This is a genomic window from Humibacter sp. (genome assembly GCF_051954055.1).
In the GTDB taxonomy this organism is placed as follows: Bacteria; Actinomycetota; Actinomycetes; order Actinomycetales; family Microbacteriaceae; genus Humibacter.
This window is the reverse complement of the sequence record NZ_JBQCIE010000049.1, coordinates 1-17,169: the sequence shown is the minus strand read 5'-3', so window position 1 is coordinate 17,169 and position 17,169 is coordinate 1. Positions and strand designations below refer to the sequence as shown.

15 protein-coding genes and 3 pseudogenes are annotated in these 17,169 nt (G+C 66.5%); 11 read left to right on the top strand and 7 right to left on the bottom strand.

Features of this window, described 5'->3' with window-relative positions; all coding sequences use genetic code 11:
- From ACTHNC_RS06250 to ACTHNC_RS06215, 8 genes and pseudogenes are all read left to right on the top strand, one after another.
- A pseudogene (locus ACTHNC_RS06250) lies at positions 1 to 126 on the top strand (sugar ABC transporter permease); the annotation flags it as partial.
- A gap of 80 nt (positions 127 to 206) precedes the next feature.
- Entirely contained in the window at positions 207 to 1,121 is a 915-nt protein-coding gene (locus ACTHNC_RS06245) for a carbohydrate ABC transporter permease (RefSeq protein WP_440293731.1), read from the top strand.
- Positions 1,122 to 1,203: 82 nt separating this feature from the next.
- A complete protein-coding gene (locus tag ACTHNC_RS06240; RefSeq protein ID WP_440293729.1) occupies positions 1,204 to 2,862 on the top strand; it encodes an extracellular solute-binding protein in 1,659 nt (552 codons plus the stop codon).
- A 28-nt stretch (positions 2,863 to 2,890) separates the two neighbouring features.
- Positions 2,891 to 3,577, top strand: a complete 687-nt coding sequence (locus tag ACTHNC_RS06235; RefSeq protein ID WP_440293728.1) for a DUF624 domain-containing protein — start codon at positions 2,891 to 2,893, stop codon at positions 3,575 to 3,577.
- Complete coding sequence (locus tag ACTHNC_RS06230; RefSeq protein ID WP_440293727.1) at positions 3,574 to 5,688, top strand: beta-galactosidase; 2,115 nt, start codon at positions 3,574 to 3,576, stop codon at positions 5,686 to 5,688. Before ACTHNC_RS06235 ends, ACTHNC_RS06230 begins: the two co-directional genes overlap by 4 nt.
- 40 nt (positions 5,689 to 5,728) lie before the next feature.
- Positions 5,729 to 6,400 (top strand): DUF402 domain-containing protein, encoded by a 672-nt coding sequence (locus ACTHNC_RS06225; protein WP_440293726.1) that lies wholly within the window; start codon positions 5,729 to 5,731, stop codon positions 6,398 to 6,400.
- A gap of 10 nt (positions 6,401 to 6,410) precedes the next feature.
- Complete coding sequence (locus ACTHNC_RS06220; RefSeq protein WP_440293725.1) at positions 6,411 to 6,800, top strand: hypothetical protein; 390 nt, start codon at positions 6,411 to 6,413, stop codon at positions 6,798 to 6,800.
- Positions 6,801 to 6,838: 38 nt separating this feature from the next.
- On the top strand, positions 6,839 to 7,729 hold the full coding sequence (locus ACTHNC_RS06215) for an EamA family transporter (RefSeq protein WP_440293730.1): 891 nt from the start codon (positions 6,839 to 6,841) through the stop codon (positions 7,727 to 7,729).
- A 12-nt stretch (positions 7,730 to 7,741) separates the two neighbouring features.
- Here the strand turns inward: ACTHNC_RS06215 and ACTHNC_RS06210 are convergent, their stop codons facing one another.
- Positions 7,742 to 8,296, bottom strand: a complete 555-nt coding sequence (locus ACTHNC_RS06210; protein WP_440293724.1) for a sugar O-acetyltransferase — start codon at positions 8,294 to 8,296, stop codon at positions 7,742 to 7,744.
- A gap of 174 nt (positions 8,297 to 8,470) precedes the next feature.
- Here ACTHNC_RS06210 and ACTHNC_RS06205 point away from each other — a divergent pair, with 174 nt between their 5' ends.
- Positions 8,471 to 8,929: a hypothetical protein gene (locus ACTHNC_RS06205; RefSeq protein ID WP_440293723.1), complete on the top strand. Its 459-nt coding sequence runs from the start codon at positions 8,471 to 8,473 to the stop codon at positions 8,927 to 8,929.
- A 744-nt stretch (positions 8,930 to 9,673) separates the two neighbouring features.
- Here ACTHNC_RS06205 and ACTHNC_RS06200 read toward each other — a convergent pair.
- The 5 genes from ACTHNC_RS06200 to ACTHNC_RS06180 form a co-directional block, all read right to left on the bottom strand.
- Complete coding sequence (locus ACTHNC_RS06200; RefSeq protein ID WP_440293722.1) at positions 9,674 to 10,210, bottom strand: DUF6650 family protein; 537 nt, start codon at positions 10,208 to 10,210, stop codon at positions 9,674 to 9,676.
- Positions 10,211 to 10,378: 168 nt separating this feature from the next.
- Positions 10,379 to 11,095, bottom strand: coding sequence for an aminoglycoside phosphotransferase family protein (locus ACTHNC_RS06195; RefSeq protein WP_440293721.1), 717 nt, complete (start codon positions 11,093 to 11,095; stop codon positions 10,379 to 10,381).
- 111 nt (positions 11,096 to 11,206) lie between these two features.
- Positions 11,207 to 11,998: a class I SAM-dependent methyltransferase gene (locus ACTHNC_RS06190; protein WP_440293720.1), complete on the bottom strand. Its 792-nt coding sequence runs from the start codon at positions 11,996 to 11,998 to the stop codon at positions 11,207 to 11,209.
- Between the two features lie 136 nt (positions 11,999 to 12,134).
- Entirely contained in the window at positions 12,135 to 12,704 is a 570-nt protein-coding gene (locus tag ACTHNC_RS06185) for a YcxB family protein (protein WP_440293719.1), read from the bottom strand.
- A gap of 419 nt (positions 12,705 to 13,123) precedes the next feature.
- Entirely contained in the window at positions 13,124 to 14,446 is a 1,323-nt protein-coding gene (locus tag ACTHNC_RS06180) for an alpha/beta hydrolase (RefSeq protein ID WP_440293718.1), read from the bottom strand.
- 206 nt (positions 14,447 to 14,652) lie between these two features.
- Between ACTHNC_RS06180 and ACTHNC_RS06175 the strand changes: the two are divergent.
- Together ACTHNC_RS06175 and ACTHNC_RS06170 are read left to right on the top strand one after the other, a co-directional pair.
- Positions 14,653 to 14,778 (top strand): annotated as a pseudogene (locus ACTHNC_RS06175) (hypothetical protein); the annotation flags it as partial.
- 76 nt (positions 14,779 to 14,854) lie between these two features.
- Positions 14,855 to 16,315, top strand: coding sequence for a SulP family inorganic anion transporter (locus tag ACTHNC_RS06170; RefSeq protein WP_440293717.1), 1,461 nt, complete (start codon positions 14,855 to 14,857; stop codon positions 16,313 to 16,315).
- A gap of 100 nt (positions 16,316 to 16,415) precedes the next feature.
- Here ACTHNC_RS06170 and ACTHNC_RS06165 read toward each other — a convergent pair.
- Positions 16,416 to 17,169, bottom strand: a pseudogene (locus ACTHNC_RS06165) (LLM class flavin-dependent oxidoreductase); the annotation flags it as partial.

Genomic DNA, 17,169 nt, shown 5'->3' with positions numbered 1-17,169 from the left:
GGCCTGCAGTCCGGAAGCTTCAGCTACGCGGCCGCGATCGGCATCTTCGAGGCGGTCATCGGGCTCGTGCTCGTGGTCTCGGCCAACTTCATCTCCCGTCGCCTGATCGGAGCGAGCCTGTGGTGATCAACAATCCGACGCCCGTCACCGTCGTCGACACGTCGACCGCGAGCGCAGACGAAGCCGAGTCCAGCGCAACGGTCGCGATCACGCTGGGCACGCGCGCACCCAGCAGACGGGGAGCCCGGCTGCACACCACGCGCGGCCAGCGCATCTTCGGCTGGGTCAACGTCGCCATCCTGCTGCTCGCCGTTGCCGTCACGCTGTACCCGTTCCTCAACGTGATCGCCGAGTCGTTCAGCAGCGAGAAGTTCATCGACTTCGGCCAGGTCACCGTCTGGCCGCTCGGGTTCAACCTCGACACCTACAAGGTCGTCGTCAGCGACAAGATGTTCTGGATCAACTACGGCAACACGGTGCTCTACACCGTGGTGGCCACGGCGATCTCGATGTTCCTGAGCACGATCTTCGCCTACGCCGTCTCCAAGCACGAGCTGAGAGGCCGCAAGTTCTTCATCGGCCTCGCCGTCGTGACGATGTTCTTCTCCGGCGGACTGATCCCGAACTACGTGCTGGTCAACGGGCTGCACATGACGAACACCATCTGGGCGATCGTCATCCCCAACGCGATCAGCGTCTACAACGTGCTGATCATGAAGTCGTTCTTCGAGAACATGCCTCGTGAGCTCGAAGAGGCGGCCGAGATCGACGGGCTCAGCACCTACGGCACGCTGTGGCGCATCGTGCTGCCGCTCTCCAAGGCCGTGCTGGCCACCATGGTGTTGTTCTACGCGGTCACGAACTGGAACTCCTGGTTCCAGGCGTTCATCTACCTGGACCACTCGAACCTGTTCCCGGTCACCATCTACCTGCGCAATCTGATCGCCGGGGCGAGCAGCGCACAGACATCCGGGGCTAACGCGGCCAGCGACCTCACCCAGATCAGCGCCAACATCAAGGCCGTCACCATGGTGCTCACGGTGCTGCCGATCCTCTGCGTCTACCCCTTCATCCAGCGCTACTTCGTCTCGGGCGTGATGCTCGGCTCCGTCAAGGGCTGAACAAGCGGATGCCTGCACGCGGCATCCATCGCGCCGTCTCTCGTTCCACCCCACCCGCAACGATCACTGGAGGTTCACAGCCATGACCACGGAAATCTCACGGCGCAACGTGCTTGCGCTCGGCCTGGCGGGCATCACCGTCGGGCTGCTCGCCGGATGCTCATCGGACGACTCCTCGTCGACGAAGGACGCGTTCTCCGGCAAGTCGAAGGGCGCCATGAAGTCGCTCGGTGTCAACGAGCAGTTCAAGGCGACGACGCCTCTGACGGTCTCCCTGCTGTTCCAGGACAACCCGGCGTACCCCGAGAAGTCGTCGTGGGAGATCTGGCAGGACATCGCCGAGAAGACCAACGTCACGTTCAAGCCGACGATCGTGCCTTATGCCGACTACACGACGAAGCGCGCCCTGCTGATCAACTCGGGCAACGCGCCGGACGTGATCGCCAAGACCTACCCTGGCCAGGAGACGCAGTTCGTCGGCGGCGGCGCGATCATCGCGGCCAGCGACTACACCCAGTACATGCCGAACTTCACCGACAAGGTGAAGAAGTGGAAGCTCGACCCCGACCTCGCCACCATCCGCCAGGCCGACGGGAAGTTCTACGTGTTCCCCGGCCTGCACCAGACCCTGTTCGTCGACTACACGATCGGCGGTCGCACCGACATCCTCGAGGCCGACGGCATCGACACCCCGACCACGTGGGACGAGTTCCGCGACGTGCTGAAGAAGGTCAAGCAGAAGCATCCTGAGGTGCAGTACCCGTTCTCGGACCGGTGGCTCGGGGCGAGCACGCTCAACCTCGCCGCGGTGACGTGGGGCACCATGGCCGGCCCGAACTGGGGCATCGGCAACGGCCTGCAGTTCGACACCAAGTCGCAGAAGTTCTCGTTCGCCCCTGCGTCGAACCAGTTCAAGGACCTGCTGAAGTACTTCGCCGGACTGGTGAAGGACGGGCTGATGGATCCGGAGAGCTTCACGCAGTCGGATGACCAGGCCACCGCGAAGTTCGAGACCGGTCGTTCGTACTTCATCAACGTGAACGCCCAGACCCTCGTGCTCTCCCGCACGCAGATGGAGAAGAACCTCGGCGCCGGCGCGTTCAAGATCGCGAAGCTGCCGAATCCGGCCGGGCCGAAGGGCAAGGTCGTGGGCGGCTCCCGGCTCGAGAACGGCATCATGGTGTCGACGGATGCCGCCAAGAAGTCGGACTTCCAGGCGCTGCTGCAGTTCATCGACTGGCTCTGGTACTCGGACGACGCCCAGGTATTCCTGAAGTGGGGCGTCGAGGGCAAGACCTTCGAGGTGAAGGACGGCAAGTACGAGCTGCTGCCCGGCTACAAGCTGTCGGCATACGGCTTCGGCGACCCGAACGCGAAGACCGACATCCGCAACGACCTGGGCTTCTCCTGCGGCAACTTCATGTATGGCGGCACGACGAAGATCGTCGACTCGACGATGCCTCCCGAGGAGCTCGCGTGGCAGAAGATCATGTCGTCGTACAAGCAGGTGCCGCCGGCGCCCGCCGTGCCGTACACGCCAACGCAGCTGCAGCAGGCCACGCTGCAGCAGACCGCGCTGATCGACGCCGCGAACACCGCGACGCTGAACTTCATCCTCGGCAAGCAGGACTTCGACCAGTGGGATGCCTATATCTCCTCGCTGAAGAGCAAGGGCATGCAGACCTACGTCGACAACGCGAACAGGTACTACGCGAAGCTGCAGAAGAAGATGGGCTCCTAGTCAGAGACCGGGAAGGGATGCCCGCCAGATGACGACCAGAGATCCGGGCGCGACACGTGACGTGTTCGCCAGGCCGTGGTTCCGCTGGATGCTCGCGGCCTACGGCCTGCTCGGCACCACTGCTGCGTTCCTCATCGCCACCGCGCCGTTCATCGCGGCGGTCTTCCTGGCACCGATGATCGCGATCGGCGGTCCCGTTCTGGTCGCCGTGTGCGGCTTCTCGATCGGACCGGCGTGGGTGGCCGCGCTCTACACGATGCGGGCGTACGCGGCGGAGCGCGACATCGAACCCTTCCGGCTCTTCCTGCGGGGGTACCGGCTGGGCTGGAGGCAGACCCTCCTGTTCTGGGCGCCGTACTTCGCGCTACTGGTGGTGCTGGCGCTCGACCTCACGTCGAGCGCCGGCCTGCCCGCCCCGGTGTACTGGCTGCTCGTGGCGCTCGGCGCCGGCGCGCTGCTCTGGGGCAGCACGGTGCTCGTGATCGTCGCGTTCTTCTCGTTCCGGCTCCGCGACGCGATGCGCCTCGCGGCGTACGGGCTCGCCCACACGCCGCGCTGGCTTCTCGGCGCCGTACTCCTGCTGCTCGGTGCCGGTGCACTCGTCTACGTCGGGAGCGAGGCCGCTGCGGGCATCCTCGTCGCGCCGTTCGCGCTCCTCACCGTGATCGCATCCCGCCCGCTCGTACGCCGCCTGACCGAGGAGTTCACCTCATGACACACGACGACGCGGTGGATCCGCAGCAGAGCCGGGTGCGCATGGACGGCCTGCGGGCCCGGCTCGGCGGCTTCGCGTTCGGCGGTGACTACAACCCGGAGCAGTGGGATCGCGCCACGTGGAATGAGGATGTCGAGCTCATGCGGCGAGCCGGTGTGAACCTCGTGACGCTCGGCGTCTTCGCGTGGGCGTCCCTGGAGCCGAAGCCGGACGTCTTCACGTTCGAGTGGATGGACGAGGTGATGGACCTGCTGCACGAAGCGGGCATCGCGGTCGACCTGGCCACCCCGACAATGGCGCCGCCGGTCTGGCTGTCGAAGCAGTTCCCGGAGACGCTGCCGGTGATGGCGGACGGCGAGACGTTCGGCTTCGGCAACCGGCTGCACTACGACCCGTCGTCGCCGGTGTACCGGGAGCGGGCCGCGATCATCACGCGGGCGCTCGCGGAACGTTACTCGGGGCATCCGGCGCTGGCGATGTGGCACATCAGCAACGAGTACGGCCCGACGGCGTACAACGAGCAGAGCTCCGTGGCGTTCCGCGGCTGGCTGCGGCGCCGCTATGGGTCGCTGGATGCCCTCAACGACGCCTGGTACACGCGGTTCTGGAGCCAGCGGTACACGGACTGGGAGCAGGTGGATGTTCCGGCGGTTCCCCGCTCCTGGATGAACCCGGCCAGACAGCTGGACTTCAAGCGTTTCGTCTCGGACGCTCTGCTCGAGTGCTTCGTCGCGGAGCGCGACATCGTTCGAAAGTTCCGCGACGACATCCCGATCGTCACGAATTTCATGCGGTTCTACCGCAACGCCGACTACTGGGCGTGGGCTCGGCAGGAGGACGCCGTCGCGCTCGACATCTACCCGAACCCCGGCGAGGCCGATTCGTGGGTCGCTGCGGCGTTGAACTTCGATCTCATGCGCTCGCTCAAGGGCGAGCCGTGGGTGCTCATGGAGCAGGCGGCGAGCGCGGTCTCGCAGTGGAAGGTGAACAACGTGAAGCGGCCTGGCCTGATGCGGGCCGGCTCGTTCCAGGCGATCGCGCACGGCTCGGACACGGTGCTGTACTTCCAGTGGCGGGCGAGCCGCGGCGGCCACGAGCGGTTCCACTCGGCGATGCTGCCGCACTCGGGCACCGCATCCCGTACCTGGCGCGAGGTCGAGCGCCTCGGCAACGAGCTGCCGCTCATCCAGGGTGCACTCGGCGCCGGATCGCACGCGGACATCGCCGTGCTCTTCGACTGGGATGCCTGGTGGGCGCTCACCGAGACGCACGGCCTCCCCCGCAACGACTTCGACTACCCGCAGCTCGTGCTGGACCACTACCGGCCGCTGTTGGAGGCGCACCACGCCGTGGACGTCGTCTCGTTCGACTCCGATCTCTCGGGCTACCGGATGATCGTGGTTCCGAACGCCTACCTCGTCACCGACCGCTTCGTCGAGGCGCTCACCGAGTACGTCTCGGCCGGCGGTGTTGTCGTGTGCTCGTTCTTCTCCGGCGTGGTGGACGAGAGCAACAACGTGCGGCAACCGGCGTATCCGGGCGGACTGCGCGAGCTCATCGGCGGGTACATCGACGAGTACTGGCCGGCCCGCGACGGCGAGTCGTTCGGGGTGTCGTTCGGCGACGGCGAGTCGTTCGGGGTGTCGCTCGGCGACCTCGAGTCGTACGGGGTGTCGCTCGGCGACCTCGACGTCGTCACGACCGCCGACTGGTGGCAGGACAGCCTGCACGCCGAGTCCGCCTCGGTGCGCGCCGTGTACACGACGGGTCTGCTGGAGGGCCGTGCCGCGATGCTGGAGAACGCGGTAGGCGACGGACGCGTGCTGTACATCGGTACGCGGCTGGAGGCATCCGCTCTTGCCAGGCTGCTGAACGGCGAGGCGGCTCGGGCGGGCATTCCGCCGCTGGTGCCGGATGCGCCGGCCGACGTCGAGATCACGATGCGGGAGTCGGCGGAGGCCCGGTTCCTGTTCGCCGTGAACCACTCGGAGACGGATGACGCCACCGTCTCGCTGCCGTTCGCCGGGCACGAGTTGCTGACGGGTGCGGCGGTCGTGGATGCGCTCACGCTGGCACCGCTCGGCGTCGCGGTGGTGCGCTCGGGATCCTGACCCGGGCGTTCGCCGGGGGCGAGCACGTAGGCTTTCGTAGGTGGCGCGGCACGAACCCTGGTCCTTCGGTGACGTGATCGTGCTGCGCAACGTCGCCGAGGTCGACCCCGGACACCACGAGCGTCACGTCGGCTATGCGCACACGGCGCGGGTGATCGCTGACGATGACCGGCACGCCGTGCTGTACCAGCCGCCGAAGACGGTGCACAAGGAGCGCAACGGCGAGCGAGGGGGTCCGCGTGCGCGCAACCTGGTGCGCGGCGGTTGGGACGGCACGCACTCCGAGCGCGAGTGGCACGGCGACGGCGTGGTCTTCGTGCACGCCTGGGGCGAGCCGTGGTCAGTGTGGCGCTGGGTGGACCGCGGCGGCGTGTGGTCTCCCTACTTCTATGTGAACTTCGAGCGGCCATGGGTTCGCACCCGGCTCGGCTACGACACCGAGGACTGGGTGCTCGACCTGGTGATCAGCGGCGAGGAGCGCGCGGTCCGGGTGAAGGATGCCGACGAGCTCGAGTGGTGCGTGAGTGTCGGCACGATCTCCGCGGAGCAGGCCGAGCTGACGCGTCGCTCCACCGACCGCGTCACGGCGATGGCGAGTGCGAACGAGTGGCCGTTCAGCGCCGACTGGTCCGCGTGGACCCCGCAGCGTGAATGGGACGCCCAACCGCTTCCTGCGGACTGGTCCGTGCTGGAGCCGATGGGGCGCGAATGATGGAGCCGCAGTGAGCGAGCCGGTGCGACGCGTGCACGTCGAGCAGTTGCTGCCGCGCAACCAGTTCCTGGTGACGGAGCCGGTGGCGGCATCCGCTCTGCGCGAGGGCCGGTGGGTGGATGGCGAGCTCGGCCTCACCGAGGAGTGGCTCGTGTTCGCCTCAGGCGACCCGCACGACGCACCGGACTTCGTGCTCATCGACGGCGACGTCGAGACGGATGTCACAACCGGGGCGGACGTCGACATCGTCACCATCACGATCTCCCGCACGGCGCACCGCTACCGGGCCGACTCGCAGAGCATGGCCCCTTTCGTCGCCGCGGTCCGACGACTCCGCGAGGAGCCGCCGAGCGGCACGCGCGTCTGGCAAGCGGATGCCGGCGACGAGCCCGCGAAGTGACCAGCGAGGGCGCGACCGGTGGTGCGGCATCCGGTGACCTGACCGCGGGCGGCACGGCCTCCGGCGGCGCGCGGTATGCGGCGCTCGTCGTGGCCGGGCTGGTGTGCCAGGAGGTGGGGGCATCCATCGCGGTGCTGCTGTTCCCGCAGGTCGGCTCGCTCGGCATGGTCTTTCTGCGGGTGCTGTTCTCTGCCGCGATCCTGCTGCCGATCGCCCGGCCGCGTTTGCGGGGCATCCGTCTCGGCTCCTGGATGACCGTTGCCGGCTTCGGCCTCGTGCTCGCCCTGATGAACGGCTTGTTCTACCTGTCGCTAGACCGCATTCCGCTCGGCGCCGCGGTCACCATCGAGGTGCTCGGCCCTCTCGTGCTCTCGGTGGTGGCGGCGCGCAAGGCTCTTGCGTGGCTGTGGGCGGGGCTCGCCGCGATCGGCGTCGTGCTGCTCGGCGACGGCAGCTTCGGTCACCTCGACCTCGTCGGTGTTCTGTTCGCGGCGGGTGCCGGAACGTCGTGGGCGTTCTACATCCTGCTGTCCCGCCAGACAGGGCGACGGTTCGCCAAGTTCGACGGATTGGCGATCGCGATGACGATCGGCGCCATCGCGTCGGCACCGTTCGGGATCGTCTCGGCGGGCTCGGCCCTGCTGCGACCCGAGGTGCTGCTGCTCGGTGCGGCGGTGGCGCTGCTGTCGTCCACGATTCCGTACGGGCTGGAACTGCTCGCGCTGCGGCACCTGCACGCTTCGACGTTCGCGACGCTGATGAGCCTGGCACCCGCGACCGCAGCGCTCGCCGGGCTCGTGCTGCTCGGCCAGCGGTTCACCTGGGTCGGGGTGGTCGCCGTGCTGCTCGTGATCGGGGCGAGCATCGGCGCCGTGTGGTCGGCGCGGCCGCACGAACCTGCGCCGGAGACGCCGGACGAGGTGGGGTAGGCGACGGGATCGCTAGGGCGCTGGGGTGAGGTCGCGGCGCTTGATGTATCCGTTGCTGCTGACAACGCAGTTGTCCGGGACGTCTTTTGCAACGACGGCGCCTGCTGCGATGACGGAGCCGGAGCCGATCCGCACTCCGGGGGTCACGGTAGCGTTCGCGCCGATCCACACATTGGACTCGATCACGATGGGCGCAACAGTGATGCCGTCGAACCGCTCCGCAGGCTCGACCGGGTGCCCCGCGGTGCTGAGCGTGACGCCGGGTCCGATCATGGTGCGGTCGCCGATGGTGATTCCGCCGAGGTCGTAGAACGCGCAGTTCTGGTTCACGAACACGCGATCGCCGAACTCGAGGCCCAGGCCGTAGTCGCAGTAGAACGGCGGGTAGATGGTGAGCGTCTCGGGTACGGGCCGCCCGAGGATCTCACTGAGAAGGGCCGTGCGCCCGTCGATGTCGTTGTGCCGCAACACGTTCAGGCGTGAGGTCAGGTCCATGACGAGCTGAACCCTCTCGACCACGGCGCGCGACTCGGGAGTGCGCCTCGGGATCAGCCGTTCATTTCGCATCGTCCTCATGATGACACCGCGCGTCCGGGGATGCTTCACATCGGCGCGGGAGGCCGACCCAGGAGGCCCGCGACGGCCCGGTAGCGGATCCTCCAGCGGGCACTGAGTACGGGTATGCCAGGGGCCGACCATCGATGTGCAGCGCGGTGGAGCTTCTACGAATAGAGTCCGAGCATGCGCGAGCTCACTCGATATCTGTCGACGACTGTCCGCGTGTTTCCCGATTACGCCGGCACGATCATATGGTTCACGATGGGCCCCTTCGACTACGACAGCGCCCGAATACCGCAGGATCTGCGAGTGGCGATGCAGGAGTGGGAAGAAACCTACTACGCGGGCTTGGACAGTCCCAACGCGGCGCCGGAGTTGGTTGGCGCGCCGGAATGGGCGAGACCATTGGCTAGTGCAAACACGCCACGGGCAAAGCCGTGCGAGTTCATCTCCGCTGCTTCGAACCTGACGTACACCACCTCATACTGCCCGGCGTGCGGAGACGAGACGCGAGTGCGCACCGCCGAACCCGCATGCCCTATAGCGGATCCGGTTGCGTGCGATGACCGGCCCCTCTACGGGCGGGTCGCCATGTTCTTGACGGCACCGCCTCCGCTCGGCTCGGGCTCGCGCACCGACTAGGAAAGTTGCTGGGCACCTAGGCTGATCGCCCTCCAGAAAGGTCAGCCGCCAGGTGATCGCTAGAGCGCCACTCCTTGAGGGCGGCTTCGATCCCCAGTTGGATGTTGGGCAACGGACTCACGTGGGCCTCGGATGCTGCGAGAAGGCGAGTCCAGATTCGTTCGCCGTGCTGGCAGAGCTCCGACCACAGAAGCTCAGCCATCACGTCGCGAGCAACAACCGCGCCAAGTAGGGCCCGGATCCCTGGAGGAGTTGGATGTCCACCGAGCTCGCAATGCTTCCCATACTCGGTCTCATTGAAGTGGCCATCTGAGGCTTTCCGGAGATGTCCAGGTTGCCAGCTCTGCCGCCGCTCTTCCTGACTCGATCGGAGCCAATCTCCCCAAGTGTCCGATCGCTCTCCGAACGACCACACGAGGTACTCCATCTCCACCAGCTGCCGGATAAGGGCCGCGCCCGAGTAGAGGTTGTGCTGCTCTAGCGACTGAACGGTGCCACGCACGAGTTCGCCTGAGGCTTGAGCCACATAGGCCAGCTCAACCAACCCATCGTCCCCATTGCCGAAAGGCGAGGTTCCGTAGACCCTTCCGGGACCCACGATCCAGCCGACCACATGAAGTTTCTCGCCCGCCTGTTTTAGCTCCGCGCCCAGTTGTGCCGCCAGCAATCGCCGCGCAGATCGAGCCCGCTCATCAAGTGCGGCCGCCCGATGTTCCCCAAGTTGACCCAGTTCCATTCGGATATTCAGTCTTCCGGGGGAGGAAGGATGCTCGCTAGATCGTCTTCAACGTCCAGGCGGTACCCAACAGCAATGGTGCAAATCTGGAGAGCCATACCGCCTCGCAGCTCACCGAGCGCTTCGCCAAACCAGTAATCGTGCATGTGCCAGCGCGGTTCCCGAAAGAGAGTTCTGCCGTGCGCGTTCGCGTCCACCGAAGTTTCGGTCGCGCCGACTCGATCTAAGAACCTCAAGCACTGCCGCCGCATCAGCCGCAGCGTTTGGTCCAATTTGTCGCTGATCCCACCCTTCGAGATTTGTTCCGTCAAGAAGGAACGGATATCGAGCACTGACGCGACACAGTGCTCCGGTACCTCGTTCGAGTATGTCGAGAACAGGACCCGCTTGGACTCCACATGAGCGATCACTTGCCGAGCCACATCAATGTCGACCGTTGGAGGAACCCAAGACACCCCGCCAAATGGCGTGCTGAAGCCATTTATTCGCGCCGCCACTTCCCCGAACCTCATGTCCCTAACTTGCCACGAGATGACGAAGTTCACCTCCCGGTTCTCCGCGACATCGTTCCACTGCCGCAGGACAGCCGTCGAACCACCGGTTCGATCGGAGCTTGGGTTCGGCGACTCCACCCCGGGCTTCAAGTCCTATGCCGCGCCGCCTGCTCCGGGTGCCCGTAGCGGGATCCCCAAACGTGCTTGGGTGTGATGTGGTCAGAGCGCTTGGCGAAAGAGATTGCGATTCACTTCAAGAACGCGGTGATCGTTTGTCGCCCAATCGACCGCGGCTCGTGCGTGCGCTCGGCGAGTGTCGCTCAAACCCGGGTCGTCTGCGTTTCCCTGCTCGACCTGAACGATATGCAACTGCGCCCGCTCGATGGCAGCGAGCACGGTGTCCGGCGGCAACGCGGCGCCGTATCCGCCGACGAGCTCGCTAAGCCTTCTCGCCTGGTCCGCCACCGGCACACCCCCGACTGCTTGGATGCACCACGTCCAGCCGGCGTAACCGACATCCGTGAGCGGATCGCCGGCATGGGCTGCGTCCCAGTCGATGAGCGCTACCGGCATGCCGCGACGCATCACCACGTTGAACGGGCCAGGGTCGCCATGGACGACGCATTCGCCGCCAGCTGCAAGCTCGCTGCCGCGCGTCAGCTCATGCAGCTCTCGGAGCATCCGACCCACGGCCGCGTACGAACGCTCATCACGTTCCGACGGATGGCTTGTCGTCGCGCCTTCCACGAACGACAGGACGTCCCGTCCCTGGTCGTCGATGCCCAAGTACCGCGGGGCCCAGCGGTAGCCGCGTGCGTTCAGCTCTCGCAACACCTTCGCCGCGAACACCGACCTGCGCCCACGTGGCCGGCGGACGCTATCGCCGCTCTTCACCACACCGGGCGTTGTATGGCCGCCCTCCAGCGCCTCTTCCACAATTCGGCTCCGATCGCCGGCACCCAGCTTAGGAGCGCAACGCCCGCGACGTGGAAGCGCACATAAGCGGATCCTCTACTGAGCCCATCGACGGGTGTGCTGCGGTGGTGGTCAGGCTTGTCCGGAACCCAGTAGATGGTTGCTGAAGTCGCGAATGTCCGGTGTGTGGGCGAAGGTTCTCGCGAGTTGCTGCGCGGCTGAGTAGTCGGCGTCTGTCACCTCGGCAACAGTTTCAAGGGCGATGCCGGCTGGGCCCTCGAGACCGACGACGGTGACGTTGCGAATGCCCGCATCGGTCATCTCGTCCTGGAGCTCGTCCGGGGTGTGGAAGTGGCCGCCGGGAAACCGGAGCGCGGGCACCGGAGTGCCGTGCCGTAGGAGCCCCAGCCAGTCGTCGAGCGAATTGACGAGCAAGTCCTGGTCGAGCGCCGCTGCAGCGAACGCGACAAGGCGCGGGATGGCCGCCGCGTGCACAAATCCGCCCGGCCGGCATACGCGCTGTGCTTCACCCAGCGCTTGTAGACGCTCGCTGCGATGGGTCAGGTGATAGAGCGGTCCGGCCATCAGGACCGCGTCGAATGAGTCATCGGGGAAGTCGAGCTGCCTGGCATCACCGAGCTGAGCCACGAAAGTGCCGATACGTGCTGCGGCCGCGACCTGCCTCGCCACCGGATCCACCAGCACGACCTCGTAACCAGCGACCGCGAATGCAGCCGCATGAACGCCAGTCGCTCCGCCCACATCAAGCACACGCGCCGGGACCGGTGTCGCGGCGCGCACGATCGCCTGCGTGCGCTCGAACTCGAGGCGGCCCTGCGGTGACCGGGTCGTGAGCCGCACACCCTCATCGAAGACCTCGGCGTAGAACGTCTGTATCGCTGCATCTAACTCGCGTTGGCTCATGCTTCATCATCGCGGACCTGCCGCGACAACCGAACCGCACCATCTGGTGCCCGGTGAGGGATCCGCAATCGCGCAGAGCTCGACGAACTGCTGGCCGGCTGCGCGACGCGGGACCGGCCTGTGGGCACTCGAGGGGTTAGCGCGCCTTTACCCAGGTGTTCATACCTGACACTGCTTCGTCGGTAAGGACTCGACCTGGCCAAATGAACAAGGGCTGCTTTGAGCGGCCGCGGAGGACAATACCGCCTTCAATGCGCTGAACGGTGGAAATCATGGTCCACGCAACGCGCGATGAGACTTGTGGGCTGGTCACGGTGAATCCGTCGGGGTCGGCGCGGAGCGAGAGTTCTTCTCCAAGCGGGTATTGTTCTCGCACCGCGGCCGGCAGTGTGCGGTGCGCATTGATGGCTGCCCGCGTCCATACATAGATCGCCGTCGTGAGCGTTCCAAGGTAGAAGGCCAGCAGGAACGCAGCAACGAGCTTCAACGGCGAGAGCATGAGCCAGGCGAGCAGAAGCACTCCCGGGATCACCATCCAGATTCGGCGCGACCGGGGCGAACGGTAGATATGGGAGATCGCGCGGGCTGCAGCGTCTTGGTCGGCGGCGTCGATGGTGATGCTGCCCTCGAAGCTGGATATGCTGGCATCGCTTCCCTCTGACACCGAGATAGTCACCGTCGAACTCTCTTTCCAGAACTGCAACATGCTGGGTCCTTCGAGCGATGCCCAGCCGCGTAATCCAACTATGACCGAACAGGGATCGGCGTCATAGTCGTATCAGGTTCACAACCGGCCCAGACGGATCGATCCGCGTGCGGTCAGCTGGCCGCCGGGGCAGTCGCGCCTTCCGGATGAGGCCGCCAAGATCGCCGGCCAGCAAGCAGCTCTTCCGCGTCCCGCTACCCGCCCGCAAGCCGGTCCCCCACCGTGCACGCCAGCATCGGAACCGGTGAGCGCGTACCAGTTGGGACCGGGATGCCCGTAAGACCCGCCCGATGAAATGCCCGGTGAAGGGGCGACAACTGCAACATCTAGTCTGACCACTTGTTGGACGCCAGCCTTATGTTCCCTCGATGAAGTTCTCGTGTGATCGGTACTTGGTTTCGACAGGCTCAACCAGCGGTCTACGGCGACACCGTCGCGTCGTGGGCGTCGGTGTGATGTGGCGGCACCGTGACCGCGGCGACGTTCGCGATCGACTCGGTGCCGGCATCCAGGTAGCCGTATGTCTGAAGGTGATCGAGATACTTCTGAGCGAACTCGTCGACGTTCGTGAACTTCGCCCATGCGCTCGACATGGGGTTGTCATTCCAGTCCGAGTGCAGGATCGGCGCGTGGCCCGTGACTGGCAGCTCGTCCTTGTTCGGATCGCCGTCCACCGCGAGCGGGATCGCGCCGAACGAGGGCGAGCGCGGGTCAATGCGTGAGATACGTCCCCAGCGGGCTTCCGTGTCGCCGGTCGCTTCGCCCGCGTAGACGTGCTTGGCGTGCAGTTGCCGGGCAGATCCGACGCTCTGCTCGATGCCCGCGGAGCCGAGCATCACGAAGGAGTACACGTTCAGGTCTTTCGCGGCGAGAGCATCTGCCGCCGTCGTCGTGCCGTAGGAGTGCGCGACGACGTTCAGTGTGATCGTATCGCGGGCCTTCGTGCTGGCCGACTTCCCGCTCCGTGTCTTCGGGTCGCGCACCGCCCAGAACCCCTCGAGCGCCTCGATCAGGTTCTGCGCGCCGATGTGCGCGTACTGGCCGAGTGCCGCGTCGATTCCGGGCGGCGGCGTGACGTAGCCGATCCACGCGACCGTCGCCCGTTGCTTCGTCGCGCCCGCCCCGCCCTGCGCGTCGTACAGGTTCTGCGCACCCAGGGCCCACAGCTGCATGTCGTCGCTATAGGTGCCCATCCCGGGAACGGTGAACGACACGAGGCGTGTGGTGTCGAGGTTGCCGATGGCGATGGCGGCGAGTGGTTTCGGGTCGTTCGTGAGGTCCACCAGGTATCGGTGCGGCTTGTGGATCCTCAAGGCAGCCTTGATCGCGAGCAGGCATCTCAGCTTCTGCTGCGCGACGGCATCCGACGGATGCTTCTTCACGGCACGCTGCGCCGACCCGATCAGCGAGCGCAGCCACGTGCGGTTCGCGACGTCGCGGGACGCGTAGTCGACACCCTCCATGCCGCCGATCAGCGATGGCAGTGTCTCGGCGAGGTCGTGTCGGAGGTCCTTCGGGAAGTCCCGCCACGCCGCGGCATTCGCCTCGGGGTGCAGGTTGAGCAGGCCGACCGCGGCGTCCGGATGCTTCTGCAGGTAGGCATCCTGTTTGCCCGACGACATCGCGTCGAGGAACGCGTACCGCGACGTCGCCACCGGGTTCTGCTGCAACGGCGCAACGGTGATGCCGACGACGCCGATGACGACGAGCGCGACGACCGACGCTGCACGCCCCAACCGCATCGGAATCCCCCCAGAATCACGGATGCTTGCCACCAGCACGCTAACAGCACCCGGATGTCTGTGTCCGACGCGCGTACGGACGGCGCGCCTTCGCCCGGAGCGGGCGAGAACCTCGGGCCGCCGGATGCCCGCACGTCGCACGCGCATACGTTGCGAAAGGGCGCTGCCTCGCGCCCGCGTGCCCGGTAGCAGTCGAGGGGGAGCAGATGACGATCGTGCGGCCACTGGCCGGACTCACCGGCCGCAACCTGCTGCGCGAGCTGCTCGCCGGCGTCACGCTTCTCGCGATCGCCGTGCCGCTGAACATCGGCTATGCCCAGATCGCCGGGCTCCCCGCCACGGCCGGGCTCTACGCGCTGATCGTGCCGGCCGCGATCTACGCGCTAACGGGTCTCGTCGCGCCAGCTCGTGGCATCCCCCGACGCGGCCGCGGCGGCGCTCGTCGCCTCGTCCATCGGCGGACTGGCGGCGGCGGGCAGCAAGGACTACATCACGATGGCGCTCGCGCAGGCCATCATCTGCGGCGTGCTCTTCCTGCTCACCTCGGTGTTCCGGCTCGGATTCCTCGCCAGCTTTCTCTCCAAGCCGATCCTGGTTGGCTTCGTCGGCGGCCTTGCGCTGGACATCCTGGTCAGCCAGATCGCCAAGATGCTCGGCGTCAAGATCGACTCCGGCGCGGAGTTCGTCGACAAGGTAGCCGACCTGTTCGGGCACATCACCACGCTCAACTGGTGGTCAGTGCTGATCTCGGTACTCGCCGTGATCGTGCTGATGGTCGGAAGGCGCATCGCGCGCATCGTTCCGTGGGCGCTCATCGTGCTCGTGGTGGCCACCGTTGTGGTCGTCGTCACCCACCTGCAGGATGCCGGCGTCTCCGTTCTCGGCAAGGTGGACGCCGGGCCGCCGAAGCTGACGTGGCCGATCCTGTCGTGGACGACGTGGCTCGAGCTCGTGCCGTCGGCGATCGCGCTGCTGCTGGTCACCATGGCCGAGGGACTGCTCGTCTCACGCAGCTACGGCGAGAAGCGCGGCTACGAGACGAAACCGAACCAGGATCTCTTCGCGTTCGGCGTCGGCAACATCGCTGCCGGCGCGACGGGCGGCTTCGTCGTCGGGTCGTCCACCTCGCGCACCGCGGCCGTCGACCAGGCGGGCTCGCGCACGCAGCTGCCGTCAATCGTGACCGCGGTCGGCACACTGCTGCTCCTGCTGTTCGGCACCGCGCTGCTGGAGGACATCCCGTCGCCCGCGATCGGCGCCATCGTGGGCGTCGCCGTGCTGCCGCTGCTGGGCATCCGGGACTTCGCCCGGCTCTGGAAGCAGGACCGCTTCGAGTTCATCGTCGGCGCGGTGTGCTTCCTGGTGACGCTATTCGTGGGCGCCATCGCCGGCATCGTCGTGTCGTTCGTGCTCGCCCTGATCAACCTGGCGAGCCGGGCATCCAAACCGGCGATCGACGTGCTCTCCGCGGATGACAACCCGCACCACTCGCTGCTCGACCCAGCGCCGAGCGGCCAGGAGACGGCGCCGGGCGTGGTGGTCATCCGGATGGCGGCGCCGCTGTTCTTCGCCAACAGCACCGTGTTCGCGGATGCCATCAAGCGCGCCGTGCAGGTCAGCACGACTCCGCCGATCAGGCACCTGGTGCTCGATCTGGAGTCCGTGACGGATGTCGACGTCACCGCCGCGGAGACGTTCGAGGCGCTCAAGCGATGGCTGCACGACAACGACGTGACGCTGGCCTTCAGCCGGGCACGCCTGCCGCTCGTGAAGCGGATGCGCGAGCTCGGCATGGTCACCGACGAGACGCTCTACGACACGAACCGCGCCGCGCTCGTCGCGCTGGCAGGTGAGCGCTCCGCCGGTTGAGTAGCCAGCGAAGCGGGCGTATCGAAACCCCTGGCCGCCCAAGGATGGTTTCGATACGCGCCCTTCGGGCGCTACTCAACCGGCAGGAGTAGGCGGCGCATCAGAAGTCGGTGAGGTTCGCCCGCAGGCCGCCCTGTGCGTACGAGGTGCGCAGGATGCCTCGGCGCCGCAACTCGGGCACCAGGTCGTCGAGCATGCGGTGCACCGTGACCGGATGCAGGTCTCCGGAGAAGATGAAGCCGTCGTTGCCGGCATCCTCTCCGAGCTCCTCGATGAAGTCCGCGAGCTGGCCGGCGGTGCCGACGAATCCCTCGCGGTCGGCGACAGCGCCTTTGCGCGCCTTCGCGACGAGCAGATCCCGCAACGGCTGGGCGTCGAAGCTCGGTGCGTTGCCGAGCAGTCCCTTGATAGTGCCGCGCGAGACGTGCGGGCCGAACACGGCGGGGTCCAGCGGTTCGTCGAGGTCGAGTCCCGTGAGGTCCGTCTCCGAGTCGCTCGACTGCCCGAGCAGCACGGCGCGAAGCTCGTCGTCGGAGGGATGATGCGAGGCATCCACCACGCGGCGCGCCTCGTCTTCGCTCGCGACCACCTCCGGTTTGAACACGAACAGCGTCTTCACGTCGGATGCCTGCCGTCCCGCCGCCTGCGCCTCCGCGGTCACCTTCGCGCGGTACGCCCGCACCGCGTCGACGTTCAGCGGGGCGAGAGCCAGCTGCACGTCGGAGTTCGCGCCGGCGAAGCCCAGCCCGCGGCCGGAGCCACCGGGGGAGACGATCGCCGGGTCGCCGTTCGTGGTGCCGTACGCATCCGGATTATTCGCGAACCGACCGCCGAGACGGCGGTCGGCGCTGGCG

What these genes read in the sequence shown, in the direction of transcription:
- ACTHNC_RS06240 (WP_440293729.1), top strand. Translation starts at nt 1,204, where the DNA reads ATGACCACGGAAATCTCACGGCGCAACGTGCTTGCGCTCGGCCTGGCG.
- ACTHNC_RS06235 (WP_440293728.1), top strand. Translation starts at nt 2,891, where the DNA reads ATGACGACCAGAGATCCGGGCGCGACACGTGACGTGTTCGCCAGGCCG.
- ACTHNC_RS06230 (WP_440293727.1), top strand. Translation starts at nt 3,574, where the DNA reads ATGACACACGACGACGCGGTGGATCCGCAGCAGAGCCGGGTGCGCATG.
- ACTHNC_RS06210 (WP_440293724.1), bottom strand. Translation starts at nt 8,296, where the DNA reads ATGCGAAATGAACGGCTGATCCCGAGGCGCACTCCCGAGTCGCGCGCC.
- ACTHNC_RS06205 (WP_440293723.1), top strand. Translation starts at nt 8,471, where the DNA reads ATGCGCGAGCTCACTCGATATCTGTCGACGACTGTCCGCGTGTTTCCC.
- ACTHNC_RS06190 (WP_440293720.1), bottom strand. Translation starts at nt 11,998, where the DNA reads ATGAGCCAACGCGAGTTAGATGCAGCGATACAGACGTTCTACGCCGAG.
- ACTHNC_RS06185 (WP_440293719.1), bottom strand. Translation starts at nt 12,704, where the DNA reads ATGTTGCAGTTCTGGAAAGAGAGTTCGACGGTGACTATCTCGGTGTCA.
- ACTHNC_RS06180 (WP_440293718.1), bottom strand. Translation starts at nt 14,446, where the DNA reads ATGCGGTTGGGGCGTGCAGCGTCGGTCGTCGCGCTCGTCGTCATCGGC.